13 protein-coding genes are annotated in these 12,621 nt (G+C 53.8%); all 13 read right to left on the minus strand.

The genetic code is table 11. The features are described 5' to 3' along the window. Positions 1–14: 14 nt before the first annotated feature. Complete coding sequence (locus SACSAC_RS23445) at positions 15–788, minus strand: enhanced serine sensitivity protein SseB C-terminal domain-containing protein (RefSeq protein WP_037290852.1); 774 nt, start codon at positions 786–788, stop codon at positions 15–17. 206 nt (positions 789–994) lie between these two features. Beyond that, on the minus strand, positions 995–1,147 hold the full coding sequence (locus SACSAC_RS28120; protein ID WP_156951080.1) for a hypothetical protein: 153 nt from the start codon (positions 1,145–1,147) through the stop codon (positions 995–997). A 207-nt stretch (positions 1,148–1,354) separates the two neighbouring features. Further along, positions 1,355–3,088 carry a copper amine oxidase N-terminal domain-containing protein gene (locus SACSAC_RS23450; protein ID WP_051507358.1) on the minus strand — a complete coding sequence of 578 codons (1,734 nt, stop codon included), beginning with the start codon at positions 3,086–3,088 and terminating at the stop codon, positions 1,355–1,357. A gap of 459 nt (positions 3,089–3,547) precedes the next feature. Next, positions 3,548–4,555, minus strand: coding sequence for an MBL fold metallo-hydrolase (locus SACSAC_RS23455; RefSeq protein ID WP_245608681.1), 1,008 nt, complete (start codon positions 4,553–4,555; stop codon positions 3,548–3,550). A 5-nt stretch (positions 4,556–4,560) separates the two neighbouring features. Then, positions 4,561–5,793: an ATP-binding protein gene (locus SACSAC_RS23460; protein ID WP_037290854.1), complete on the minus strand. Its 1,233-nt coding sequence runs from the start codon at positions 5,791–5,793 to the stop codon at positions 4,561–4,563. A 183-nt stretch (positions 5,794–5,976) separates the two neighbouring features. Then, a complete protein-coding gene (locus SACSAC_RS23465; RefSeq protein WP_051507359.1) occupies positions 5,977–6,789 on the minus strand; it encodes a DUF429 domain-containing protein in 813 nt (270 codons plus the stop codon). Continuing rightward, positions 6,786–7,133, minus strand: a complete 348-nt coding sequence (locus SACSAC_RS23470) for a hypothetical protein (RefSeq protein ID WP_037290855.1) — start codon at positions 7,131–7,133, stop codon at positions 6,786–6,788. The genes SACSAC_RS23465 and SACSAC_RS23470 overlap by 4 nt, the downstream gene beginning before the upstream one ends. 52 nt (positions 7,134–7,185) lie before the next feature. Further along, positions 7,186–8,178, minus strand: a complete 993-nt coding sequence (locus SACSAC_RS27400; RefSeq protein ID WP_051507360.1) for a bifunctional GNAT family N-acetyltransferase/NUDIX hydrolase — start codon at positions 8,176–8,178, stop codon at positions 7,186–7,188. Positions 8,179–8,219: 41 nt separating this feature from the next. Further along, a complete protein-coding gene (locus SACSAC_RS28125) occupies positions 8,220–8,360 on the minus strand; it encodes a hypothetical protein (protein ID WP_156951081.1) in 141 nt (46 codons plus the stop codon). A 387-nt stretch (positions 8,361–8,747) separates the two neighbouring features. Continuing rightward, positions 8,748–9,938 carry a metallophosphoesterase family protein gene (locus SACSAC_RS23485; RefSeq protein WP_051507361.1) on the minus strand — a complete coding sequence of 397 codons (1,191 nt, stop codon included), beginning with the start codon at positions 9,936–9,938 and terminating at the stop codon, positions 8,748–8,750. 32 nt (positions 9,939–9,970) lie between these two features. Continuing rightward, positions 9,971–10,306, minus strand: coding sequence for a DMT family transporter (locus tag SACSAC_RS23490; protein WP_084778320.1), 336 nt, complete (start codon positions 10,304–10,306; stop codon positions 9,971–9,973). Beyond that, a complete protein-coding gene (locus SACSAC_RS23495; RefSeq protein WP_037290856.1) occupies positions 10,303–11,076 on the minus strand; it encodes an HAD family hydrolase in 774 nt (257 codons plus the stop codon). The genes SACSAC_RS23490 and SACSAC_RS23495 overlap by 4 nt, the downstream gene beginning before the upstream one ends. 109 nt (positions 11,077–11,185) lie before the next feature. Beyond that, positions 11,186–12,571: an ABC transporter substrate-binding protein gene (locus SACSAC_RS23500; RefSeq protein ID WP_084778322.1), complete on the minus strand. Its 1,386-nt coding sequence runs from the start codon at positions 12,569–12,571 to the stop codon at positions 11,186–11,188. Positions 12,572–12,621: the final 50 nt, after the last annotated feature.

Here is a 12,621-nt window from a genome sequence, read left to right on the forward strand (position 1 = left end):
GATCCGGCTTCATTTTACGATTTGGCAAACAGTCCTTTGCGTCTGCGCTTTCGATAAAAAGGCGTACAGTCCGATTCAAAATACGTTTCAAGTCCACTCGTTCCGTCGAGCCGAAGAAAGTCGACGGGCGGGTCGGGCACCGGCGCAGAAGAAGCACGCCCGCCGGCTGCCCGAACAACCTCGTTCCAATCCCCATCCGCTTCTACGGCAATCAACGTATGCGGCGGATCACCCGTTTCCGGATTATAGTAATTTACATTATAGGCCAGCTTGACGTTCGGCAGCGCATGAAAAACTTCCGCCAGCTCATTCAACAATTCGTCCGGCTCTTTGGTCGGGCGTCCCAACATGACCTGCGTTTCCCGATCGACCGTGTAGCTTTGCGGAGAACCGAAAATACGACCATCCAGAATCGACTCGATCTCCGAAGCCGGGAATTCTTTCGCAAACTCTCCTCCGGGATTCAACCAGACATCCGATCCCCGCACCAAACCGAATAAATCGATCGCATTCATGGACAGATAACGCATTTCCCGATCGATGAATAGCTGCAGCATCGGCAGAGAGCTGAATACGGGCAGATAGGATTTTCCTTCAATCTCTACACTAGGTAATCTCACGGTCGTTTTCTCCTGCAGAACCCCTTGTTCCGCAGGCACGTCGCCGCCCATGTGCAGAGTGTACAACTCCGAGCGCTGAAGCTCCTCGTAAAACTCCCTTCTTCGCGAGGGATCTTCCACTGCGGCAGACAGAACTCGCTCCAGTTCGTTTTGAGGTTTGAAAATCATAGTCCTCCTCCTTTTCGTGCCCGATCGCTTGATTGAAATCCAGGCTGCATCTCCTGTCACATTTTCGCCAAAAAAAGGTTAAAAAACGTTTCATTGGATATTTATACCCGTTTGTTGCCTAAATCAAAAAGAAGGAACGCCCGAATTCGGGAATTCCTCCTTATGTCCTGCTCAAATCGTGCCTTGAGTCCTGAACGAAGCCTGCTTCAAACCGAACTTTTCTCCGCTTCTTCGTCCTCGCGATTGCTGACTTCCTCGAACCCCTCGTCTCTAGGGCCTACATAGCCGCGAAGCACGTCATCGTAATAGTCGTCGTAATCATACCAGTCTTCATAAAGGTTGGATTTCTTCCCGAACATCGAGAACGCCCCTTTCTTCTGATGGATATGAAGTATTCCTATCGTTAGCGTATCAACCCATGCCAATATCGTCAAAAAGATTCCGGCGCGTTGAGAAATGCTGAAACGACATAAAGCCGCGATGCCCGCAAAAGAAGCAGGCACCGCGGCGAATTATAGCTTTTTGCGTTCTTATTCTTTGGATGGCGCGGTTTCGAAACGGAAAGCTTACATCGATTTCGTCAGCGTAATCATCCAGTTGTTCGTGTTGACGTTAAAGTCCCAGCCCAGCAGGCCCGTGATAAAGCGAAGCGGTACGACCGTACGGCCGTTTTCGTCCGCGAATACTTTGGCTCCTACGGCTTGTCTCTTACCGTTGACTTCCATGAAGTCTTTGCCCAACCAGAATTTCAGCGTGTCGTTGCCGGCCATGACCGTAACTTCGTTCGCTTTTTTATTCCATTTCACTTGGGCGCCGATGCCTTCGCTCAGGAAGCGCAGCGGTACATAAGTGGTGTTGTTCCAAACGCGCGGCATCGTATCCATTTTGGTCGTTTTGCCGTTCAGCGTCAGGTTCGGGCTGCCGATCTGCATCATAACGGTCATCATGTTACCCGGCGTAGGCGCAGGCGTCGTCGGTGCAGGCGTAGTCGGAGCCGGTGCTGCCGGTTCTTGGAATTTCGCGTTGAACTGGTCGACGATCGCGCCGCTCAGCAGTTTGCCCACGTCGAACATCAGGGCATAGCCTTCACGTTCCGTTTTGTACGAACCGGCGTAGTTCTTAGCCGCGTATTGGTCCAGTACTTGTTGAACTTGGTTTTCGTGCGCCGTCAATCCTGCCAGCGCTCCGGCTTCAGGAATACGGTTTTCGGTCGCCGCGCTCAGGAACGCCGCCATTTCTTTGGTGAACTTCGTAATTTGAGCCTTGGCTGCCGTGATCGCGGCTTGGTCTCCGCTCTTCACTGCCGCTACGTACTGCGCTTGCACGTTGATGTGGTCAGTCGTCCAAAGCTTCTCGAACTGATCCGCTCCCGCATTGCCGTAGACCGAAGCGATTGCCGCTTTGAAGTCTTTGGTATTGCCGGCTTCAGCCGTTACCAACGCATTGCTGCTGGCAGTCATGCCGTCGTATTGCTCCTGCATTTGCAGCGTAGCCAGAGCGAAGTGTTCCGCGAACAGGTAGTTCAGCGCCGATCTCAGATCGCCTGCAGGCGTGTCGGATTTGGTATTCTGGAATTTCTCCGGCATTTGAGTCACGATTGCCGTCGAGAGTGCTTCACTGATGGTGAACATGGTGTTCAGACCTGTACGGTAAGACATGTATGCACCCGCGTAGTCGCCTGCCACGTATTTATCGAACGCTTCTTGTACTTGGTCTTCATGCAGTCGAATCGCTTTCTCGGCTGCTGCTTGCGGAAGTTTGCCGCCTGTCGCCGTTCCCAGGAAAGCGGAGAATTCTTTGACGAATTTCTCGACTTCGGCTTTTGCCGTTTGAACGCCTGCCGCATTACCGGCCTTTTGCGCTTTTACCAGATCGTCTGTCGCTTTGTTGTGGGCGCTGAAGATACGGCCGAACTCGGCTGCGCCTTCTTTGCCGTACAGCGATTCGATCGCCGGGAGCATGTCGCTTGCGTTCTGATTCAATGCCGCGAACGAGGCTGCCGCGTCGGGCGACCCTTCGTAGGTTTTGATCATCGAATCGACAGCCAGTTGATAATGTTCGGAGAGCAGATGGTCAAGTGCCGATCTCAGTTCGACCGCCGGAGTTGTCGTCGATGCCTTCATCGTGGTCATGGTAGCTGCCGTTGCTGCGATATTCGTCGGTGCTGCGCTTGCTGCATTTGCCGGAGCGGCCCCCGCCACTGTCGGAACAACCAAAGCCAGGCCGAGTACCGGTACCATAATCTTCTTGGCATTGAACTTCTTCGAATCGAGATTCTTCACATTGAACATTTTAAACATCTTAATCCCTCCAGTTGTGTGTTTGTATCTTGTTGGTGTGGCTGGGTCTTCTTCTGTTTTGTTGTCTGTTCTTGCGTCTCTCGCTTACATTGGGTGAAACGCAGGGTTCGGAAGTTTGGATCACATGATTTTAAATTTTTTTGAAAATTGTTTTTCGAGCCTGATCCTTCGGCCGTATTCGGCAGGCTCGAGCATCACGCAGAATTGAATTTTTATCCATTTGATCTATTCATTTAGATTTCCAAAAATCTGTTTGAGGCAAATCTAGTTGTCGACTCTCTTAATATAAACAGGGTTCTTAAGAACTAACCAAGCGAAATCCGATATTTCAAATTTTATTTTTTACGGACCTTGGATGCATGAAAAAAGCCCTGAGTCTTATCCGATGGCAAGCCAAGCAAAAAGCTTCCAAAACCCGATCGGGCTTCGAAAGCTTTCTTTGCCGGTTATGCGATTGATTCATTTCAAGCCGAAACGGACTTCCCGTTCTCCGTGTCTCGTCGCTCTGCCCCGGTCTTCCAGTTCAACCAGATGCGCGATCGTCTCCGATAGCGCAAAGCGCAGCTGATGGATGCCGAGAGAGTCGCCGAACAGCGAAACGCAGATTTCATAAGCGCTCTTCGGCTCGCCCTCCAGCAATTCCGCCATACGATCCAGCCGCTGCTCATGATGCTCCAGCAATTGCACTGTACGCTCCGAGAAGTTTTGGAACGGATCGCGATGGCCGGGAAACGCTTGGGTGACGTTGAACGCCCCGAGCGTTCGCAATCCGTTCAGATAAGAACGCAGCGGGTGCTCGTCGCCTCCGGGGCTGTACGAGATATTCGGCGAAATGCGCGGCAGCACCGCGTCTCCGCATAGAATCCCCCCTGTCGCTTCCTCGTAAAAAGACAGATGCCCCTCCGCATGGCCGCCCGTCTCGATCGGATGCCACAGTCTTCCGCCGAAGCGGATCGGCAATCCGGGTTCGATCACGGAAATTTCCGGCTGCGGCTCGACTTGCGGCAAAAATCCTTCCAAATGCGCAGGCAGCTGCGCCAACCGTTCAGGCTCCATGCCATGCAGGCGACACAACGCAATCGATGCTTCGACAAACGCATTCGCGCCGGACTCTTGCTGCGCGCCGCCCCAATTGCGCCAAGCCGCCTCGCTCGCCGCTTTTGACATCCAGACCTGCGCGCCGCTCTGCTGTTGCAGCCAACCGGACAAGCCGTAATGATCCGGATGATGATGCGTTAGCACGATCGAAGAGAGATCTGTCGCGCGAATGCCCAGCTCGCGAAAAGCTTCGTCCCACGCCGCTTCGTTTTCCGGCGAGCGCGGACCCGGATCGACGACGGTCCAGCCGTCTTCGCCTTGCAGCACGTAACTGTTTTCCCAACGCAGCGGAAAAGCCATCTCCATCCGCACGCGGATAAATTCGCCGTACGCGGTTATTCTTGATTTGCTCATTTGGCTTTGCGTCATTCCTTTCAATCCTGAACGTTCTTATCCATGGCCAGAATCGCGTTCAGAAGGTGAAGTTTGCGAATGGGCTTCGTAATGATCGAACGGAAGCGGCTTCTTTCTTCATCCTCCACCTTTTCGCCCAGACGCGCAAGCAAAAATACGTTCGCGCCTTTGATATTCGAAAGCAAACGGAAATCTTCGTCTTCGCTGACCGTGACGCGATCGGCAAGCACGATATCGAATTCGTGTTCCTGAACGCGCGCGATCTGACCGGCAATTGCTTCCTTCGCGCATTCCACCGAAGCCCCCCACCCTTCCAGCATTGAAGCGATCACGTTTCGGGACACCGGTTCTTGTTCGATCAACAAAAAACGCATCCCGTTCAGCACGTCGTCCTCGAACGGAATTGAAGGAATATTGGTATAACGTTCGAACGACATGGCGATCTCGATCGAAGTTCCCTCGTCTTTTCGGCTGGATACTTCGATTCTTCCGTCCAGCAGCTCGATCAGATTTTTCGTGATCGCCAGCCCGAGGCCGCTTCCTCCGTAATGATGATTCGACGCTTCGTGCACCTGCGAGTACACGTCGAAAATTCGGGCTGCCTGCTCTTCGGTCATGCCGATTCCGGTATCCCGGACGGCGAAGCCGACATTGATTCGGTCTTCGTGCAGCGACGGCAGCCGTCTCAGCTCGAACACGATCTGTCCCTCGTGCGTGAACTTGATCGCGTTCTGCACGAGATTAAGAAAGATTTGACGCAGCTTCAGCGAGTCGCCGACGACGAACAGCGGAATTTCGGATTCGACGTCAAGCACAACCTCAACGCCTTTTTGAAAAGCCTGCGGTGCGAGCGTGTACATCAAATCCTCGATCGTGTTGATCAGGTCGAACGGATTGCTCGTTACGAGCATTTTCCCCGCTTCCAGACGGCTCATGTCCAGAATCCCGTTAATCAGTTCCATCAACGATTCGTTGCTGGTCTGAAGGATATCCAAATAGCTTCGCTGTTCCTGATTTAGGTCCGTCCCGTCCAACAGATCGCTCATGGCAATGATGCCGTTGGCCGGGTTACGGATTTCATGGCTGAGAAACGCGACAAAATTCGCTTTATTTTTCGACTCCTGCTCCGCCTTTTTTCGAGCTTCGATTTCTTGGTCCAGCAGCAAGCGAAGTTGTTCCTGCTCAGTCAAGGAATCGGCGTACCTCGTTTCGAGCCGTTCTATTCTTTGCTTCCAATGTTGTTCGTTTGTCATGGATAAACACCTCTAAAGGCTTTCGAGTATATGCCTGTTGTGATAGGTCTATATACCCTCACCTTGCCTGCTCATAACCTTTTTCCGACAAATCATTCTTGCCGAGCCGTATGCCCGAAAAAAAGAAGACGGCGATTTCCGACATACGGAAACCCCGCCTGACTGCTTTGCAAAACTTGTCTTTTAAACGTAAACGATGTTCATTTCCAGCCTGCCTTCGTAATCAAACTGCCTGCGTTCTCCTTCAGTCACATGCTTGACCGGCGAACGTCCCGAAACGATCCGATACGCCGCAACCGCCAACGCAGCCGCATCGAGCAGATCGTCTTTGGCAGCCTGCTTTCTCGCAAAAAGAGTGAACAGTTTCTCCGTCTCCGCATTCGGCAATCCGGCTCTGTGCAAGATGCCCGACCGCTCGCGCTGCCCTTCGGCTTCCTTTTTCCCGTATAGGGGCGCTTCGTCGGCATTATCGTTCAATCTTAGAAAAACAAGCTCCGGGTGCGACTCTTCGATAAACCCGGATACGGGCAACCCTTTGTTCAATCGTGCGGCTAAAAAGTCGTCCGTTTCCCTGATCTTGGGCAAAATGTTGATCGTCTGGCGGCTTAGCTTGCGCCCCGTCGCTTGCGCGTTGGCAGACGACGGATCTTCCGCATGCAGCGCTTGACGCGCCGGAACCGGAAACACGCTCGACTTGCGGCGCTTGGGCAGCAGCTTCCGGCAGTCCCGGTCGCAATTCCGGTCCGCAACGCGGTTTTGAACTCCGTTTGCGCCTTCGGCCAGTCCGATCGGGATATCGATCAGGATACGGTCGGATAACGGATTCGGCGACAGGTCTTCCCATAATGCCGATAACGTCGGGTAGACGGCCGCCTGGCAGATCTGCAATCGTCCTTCTTCGGGCAACGCTTCGAGCACGACGGCTGCCCAGCCTCCAGGGCAGCTGTCGATGCCGATTCCGCGATACACGGCGTCTGAGTACGGGGACACGCTCACTTGGGTTCTCCTTCAGTTATTTGCTGCTCGGATTCTGCACGGCGTGCATTGAATTCTTGGTCACGTCGGCGGATATCGTTCATATTACTATGCCAAATCCCGTTGAACCGATCGAACAGGGCGGCGACAAGCACCAGCACCCCCAAGCCGATCAGAATGATGGCCAGCCAAAGCATCCAGTATCCTCCGCTGTCCCTCAATGCGCTTCCATAATGACCTGGCGGGGTCTGCCAACCGTGAACATCGGGCATATGCAGCACCGCTGCGATATGAACGCCCAGGTACAATAGGATTCCTGCGAGCAGCAATATGCCGCCGATCGCGGTTGTCGCGAATTTATTCATGCGTAAACGCTCCTTTTTTCAGCATACGACTACTCATCTGGCCCGCTTCGAACTAATTCAGGTAAGCACGCAGAATCGCCAGATCGCGACAACGGATAAAATGCCCCGAATAGCTCTTGGGTTGATCGTTCTCCATCAAACTCAGTGCTTCGTCCGGCTTTACCCACATCGCCGCAAATCCGCCTGCCTGCTCTTCCTCGGTAAACGCAGACTCGCCCGGCGATCCGACAAGCTCGGCCGAATAGGCATACGAAAACTGCTTGAGCTTATATTCCGCAATATACTCCGCCGTCATGCCGATCGTCCCCGTTACTTCGATCTCCGCACCGGACTCTTCGCGCATTTCGCGGCGAAGCGCCGAATAGACGTCTTCGCCCGGTTCGATTCCGCCGCCCGGCAGCTTATGGTAGCCGTCTTTGGCAACATGCATCAGCGCCATCCGACCTGCTCCGTCCGTTAGCACGGCCCGAGCCGCTTGTCGCAGGGCAAAGCCATGTTCGTCCGCGGGCTTATCGGGGTTCCGGTCAGCGAACAGTTCCGCATCCCGAATCTCGACGAGGAGTTCCGGCTTCGCGTAATCGAACAGACAAAAGTCCGAGTCCTGCACGGGATAGCTTTCTCCTACTTTTACATATCCGGCATGGGCATAAAATCGTTGATTGCGCGTGCTTCCGGCAGGCGTATCAAGCGACCACGTCCGAGCCTGCGGATAATAACGCTCAATAGCCTCCATCGCCTGCTTACCGATGCCCCGGCCATGCAGTGCAGGATCGATAAACAGCGAGCCCAATCGAAACGTTCCATCACCCAAGTCGAATATCCGGGCTCCGCCCGCAACTCTTTGTTGCGATTCGATCACAAGATAACTTCCGTCACCAAGCCCTTCTTCGTGCCATTCTATCGTTTCAATACCCTCCGGCATCATTCCGTAACGGCGAAGGTCTTCCGCGAACGCAGCGATCGCGATTCGGCGTAATTCCTCCAGTTGAAAAGATTGAACGGGAGATACGGTTACGATCTGTTTGGCTTCTTTTTGCACGGACATTAGAATCGCTCCTTGGTTCGATATAAGTATCAAGCGCAGCCCTATAGACGTCTAAGTTCTTTCAAAATCTGATCCAGCTTGTGCGCAATCTGTTCGTCCGCTTCGGCTTTTCTTTTCAACCTGGATTCGATAATCGAGATCTCGATCGCGACGAACACTAATATGACGAAGATCAAAAACATGATGCAACCTCCCTTTTCTCACCTTTATAAAAAGAACGAGTGTTTGAAAGGAATGGTTACGCGCATCGGTTCGTTCGATCTGATCGGGCAAGCTTAACCTGGAGACGCTGATTTATAACAGAATGAGAAAACCCTTAGTGATGAAAAATCCGCAAAATGAACTCTGCATCCGGCACGTCGAGTTCATGATAAGCGCAATAGTACTCAAGTTTCCCTGCCTGACAGACTTCGCTTGCACCGCCAATCCTCCACCTTCCTATCTCACGTCACCTTCCAACGCACATCTGCCAATTTCTCTCTATTATATCTAACGTCCTTTTTTTAAGCAGAGAAAAAAAGCACCTGCCGAATGACTTCGGCAGATGCTTCATAAATTCGTGATTCAGATTAAGCCTGCGGGACGGAAGCTGGAAGGCTCACCTCGTATTCCGCACCGGCGATCCAGGAACGCTTCACAAAGTCACGACCGCGAACGACAATCCGATCCTCGTAAATCTCGACCTGCAGCCCTTCGCTTCCGGTCAGATGCTCGTCTTGGTCCGTCCAGAGGTAGGCGACTGATGAGGCATTGAACATGGACGGCATCGCGCCTTGTCCATCGAACATCATCCGCTCGGCTTCCAACTGCCAGTGCGTGTGTCCGGTGAACAGAATGGCTTGCGGATAACCGGACAGCACTTCCTTCAAAGCTGCATCCTGATTCACTCCATACCAGCCCTGCTCGCTCATGGAACCCGCCACGGTATCGCGAAGCGGTTGATGCAAAAAGATGAAGATCGGTCGATCCGACGCAGCCTCTTCGGCCAATCGATCCTGCAACCAAGTCAATTGAGCTTCGGACAGATCGCAATCCTTCGGATGCGGGCTCTCGCTGCCCAAGAAAATAAAGTGATACCCGCCGATCCAATGGTCGTGGTAAGGCGCCGCTTCTCCCGTCCCGTCGGCAAAACGACGCATGCGACGCTCCCACAATTCCCGCGCCCGGCCCGAAGTTGCATCGGATCCGCCCAGGCGCTCGGCCATGCCTGCCAGATCCAATCCCATCTCGGCAGCCGCTTCAGCCAGAGACTCCGCCGCGTTTGGCGGTTGTGCGGCCTGCTGCTCACCGTTCGCTGATTCAACCCGGTTTGCGTCAATCGTATCGTTTTGTTGATCGGCTTGCTTTTCTTCGACCGCTGTCCGATCTGCCCGATCCGGAAAATGACCGTCCAAGGCATCCTCCACTTTAAAGTCAGGCAAAGCGCTCAGATCGACAGGCGTTCCGCCTTCTTCCCACAACACAGCCCCGATATCATGATTGCCGAGCGTCACATATAGCTCAGGCAAATTTGCCGGACGCCCGTTCCAAATTCGACGAAACTCGGCGTACTCGCGTGCCAATCCGCGATCCGTCACATCTCCCGCGTGCATAATCCCCAGGCTTCTTTCGCAGTACGAAGAAATATCCTGCAACGCTTCTTCGAAATGCCGGTTGTGGATATGACCAGCCTCATCCCGAACATGCGTATCCGTGATCACCTGAAATGTCGCCAGCAGTCGTTGAGCGCTTCCCGCACCCTGTTGTTCCTTTTGCGTCATATCAATTCCCTCCGGTTCTCTCTATTATTGAATCAAGATTCGCTCCACTTCAGCCCGACGATTCCGATCAGAATAAATCCTATCCAGACCAAAGAATTCAATTTCAACCGCTCTCCGAAAAAGTAATGCCCGACCACCCCGATCAAAGTGATGCCGACGCCTGACCAGATCGCATAAGCCACGCCCAGCGGAATATGCTTCACCGAGAAATTCAGCAGCGTGAAGCTCGCACCGTAGCAGACAAACATAAGTATGGAAGGCCACAGTCTGGAAAATCCGTCGGAAGCTTTCATCAGGACGGTACCGCTCAGCTCCAGCGCAATAGCTACGGCGAGCAGCCCCCATCCGATCGACGAATTCTGATTCACGGCTTCACCGCGCCTTCAAGCAGCCATTCGAACGAAGGGACCGTCAAGTCCGCCAGCTTAAGCACACCGTGCTCGCCGATGCCGATCTTCAGCGCGGCCCCCGCCGCTCGCGCCATTTCCATGTCTCCGTCCGTATCTCCGATCACGATCGTCCGTTCCGGCGGAACGCCCAGACGCTCGCACGCAAGCAGGCACAAATCCGGATACGGCTTGCCCCGCTCCGCCATATCCGTGCCGATCACAACCTTGAAATAATCCTCAATGCCGAGCCAGCGCAAATGCAATCGCGCACTGTCCGTATCGTCCGCGGTGACGACAGCCATCGGGATTCCCTGCAATCGGCAGCGATCCAAAAAGGCTTGTACGCCTGGCAGCAGCCGTGCAGGACGCACCAACTCCATCTCGTCATCGGCATGCCGCAAGCAGTCCCGCACGATCATTTTGGATTCGGCCCAAGATAGCCCCGCCCGATAACCATGCCAGACGAGAATCGCGTACATCTCATCCATCGTGCCCATCGCCAAAGGTCCGCGCTTGTCATAACCGGATGTCCAGCCTGCCGCATCATGCTGCGTTCCCCAGATGCCCGGAATATCTTCCTGCAACATGATTAACCCGCGTTCAGCCAACAACCCGCGGAACATATCGATCACCACATCCGCCCAAAATCCCCACATATGCGTAAAATCGAGCAGCGTGCCGTCTTTATCAAACAAAATCGCGTCCGCGCGCAGCACGTCGCGCTCTCCCTCAAGCTTCCACCCTTCCATGTCGCGCCCTCCCGTACTCCTATAATGAGTGTAAAAAAAACCGCAGGACGGCGCAGCTTGCGCCCCTCCTGCGGTCGGTTTGTTCGATGCAAGTTCGGGTAGCGTACCTTTACTTCGAGATACGATCCAGTTCGCTTTGCGCTTTTGCTTGGGCTTCTTTCAATGCTTGCTCAGCAGGTACATTGTTGATCTGAACCTGGTCAGCCGCGACTTTCAGCGCATCCGTGATCTTGCTTCCGGTCGGGTCCTGGAACGGAACCGACGCGTGCGAAGCTTGTTGCAGCGGAACGCTGATTTGCGGGTTCTTTTCGCTGAATTCCTTGAATGCCGGATCTTCGAGCGCCGACTGGCGAACCGCGATGTAGCCTGTGTTCATCGACCAATCCGCCGTGTTTTCCGGCTGCATGAAGTACGTGAACCATTTGAACGCCGCTTGCTGCTGTTCAGGGCTTGCTTTGGCTACGATACCGGCTTGAATCGCGTTTGCGACCGGTTTGCCTTCGCCGACGCCTTCCCAACCCGGTTGTTCCATTGCCGCTACGATGCTAAAGTCCAGGTCGCCTTGGTCGCCGCTGGAACCCGTGTAACCAGCCGCTTTGTTTTTCATCACGTCATCAATCGTTTTGTACCAATACTCCCAGCCTTGGCCGCCGGAGTGGATACGCATGATCTGATCTTCGTGAATCCATTTGCGGAAATGCTCCCAAGTCTCGATCCATTCCGGAGAATCGATCGTAACCGTCTTGCCGTCTTCGCTCAGCACGCTGCCGCCGCGGCTCAGCGCCGCGTCGATCATGTTGCCTTCGCCCCACATCGGTTCCCAGCCGTAGAAGGTCGTCTTGTCGCCTTCCTTCTTCGTCATCTTCGCCGCAGCGTCGGCCAGAGATTCCCATGTCTTTAAGCTCGCCGGATCAATTCCTGCCGCTTCCAACGCGTCTTTACGGTAATACATCACTTGCGTCGTTCCGTACATCGGCAGGAAATATTGTTTGCCGTCCACTTTGCCTTGGTTGAGGAATGTTTGCACGAAGTCTTCCGCCTTGAAGTTGCTGTCGGCTGCGATCATATCATCCAATTCCGCATAGTAGCCTTTGCGTGCCCAGTCGATGTTCGAGCTGAGTACGGCTGCGGGTACGTTGTTCGACGCGATGGCCGCTTGCAGCTTTTGCTCCGTTTCCGTGTAATCCGCTTGAGCGATGCCCTTTACGATTACTTCGTCTTGCGAAGCGTTGAACGCCTCGATCTTCGCCTTCATGTTATCGCCCAGATTGCCGCCCAGGCCGTACCAGAACTCGATCTCGACCGGCTTGGCCGATTCGGTTGCGGCAGGTGTCGGGCTTGCGGCAGCCGTTGGCGTCTCGCCTGTCGACGAGCCGCAAGCTGCAAGCAGCGTGAAGCTTGCCGCGAGCAGCATGGACATGCCGCCCTTCCAGCTCAATTTTTTGACACCCGATTTTTTCATCGCAAAGCGCGCTGCGTTCAGACCTTGTTTCATTCTTTGTTCTCCTCCAATGGGTGTGGGATGTCCCTCTTTTTATGAATGAA

The sequence above is a fragment of the Saccharibacillus sacchari DSM 19268 genome, assembly GCF_000585395.1.
Taxonomy (GTDB): domain Bacteria; phylum Bacillota; class Bacilli; order Paenibacillales; family Paenibacillaceae; genus Saccharibacillus; species Saccharibacillus sacchari.

What these genes read in the sequence shown, in the direction of transcription:
- SACSAC_RS23445 (WP_037290852.1), bottom strand. Translation starts at nt 788, where the DNA reads ATGATTTTCAAACCTCAAAACGAACTGGAGCGAGTTCTGTCTGCCGCA.
- SACSAC_RS28120 (WP_156951080.1), bottom strand. Translation starts at nt 1,147, where the DNA reads ATGTTCGGGAAGAAATCCAACCTTTATGAAGACTGGTATGATTACGAC.
- SACSAC_RS23450 (WP_051507358.1), bottom strand. Translation starts at nt 3,088, where the DNA reads ATGTTTAAAATGTTCAATGTGAAGAATCTCGATTCGAAGAAGTTCAAT.
- SACSAC_RS23455 (WP_245608681.1), bottom strand. Translation starts at nt 4,555, where the DNA reads ATGACGCAAAGCCAAATGAGCAAATCAAGAATAACCGCGTACGGCGAA.
- SACSAC_RS23460 (WP_037290854.1), bottom strand. Translation starts at nt 5,793, where the DNA reads ATGACAAACGAACAACATTGGAAGCAAAGAATAGAACGGCTCGAAACG.
- SACSAC_RS23470 (WP_037290855.1), bottom strand. Translation starts at nt 7,133, where the DNA reads ATGAATAAATTCGCGACAACCGCGATCGGCGGCATATTGCTGCTCGCA.
- SACSAC_RS27400 (WP_051507360.1), bottom strand. Translation starts at nt 8,178, where the DNA reads ATGTCCGTGCAAAAAGAAGCCAAACAGATCGTAACCGTATCTCCCGTT.
- SACSAC_RS28125 (WP_156951081.1), bottom strand. Translation starts at nt 8,360, where the DNA reads ATGTTTTTGATCTTCGTCATATTAGTGTTCGTCGCGATCGAGATCTCG.
- SACSAC_RS23485 (WP_051507361.1), bottom strand. Translation starts at nt 9,938, where the DNA reads ATGACGCAAAAGGAACAACAGGGTGCGGGAAGCGCTCAACGACTGCTG.
- SACSAC_RS23495 (WP_037290856.1), bottom strand. Translation starts at nt 11,076, where the DNA reads ATGGAAGGGTGGAAGCTTGAGGGAGAGCGCGACGTGCTGCGCGCGGAC.
- SACSAC_RS23500 (WP_084778322.1), bottom strand. Translation starts at nt 12,571, where the DNA reads ATGAAACAAGGTCTGAACGCAGCGCGCTTTGCGATGAAAAAATCGGGT.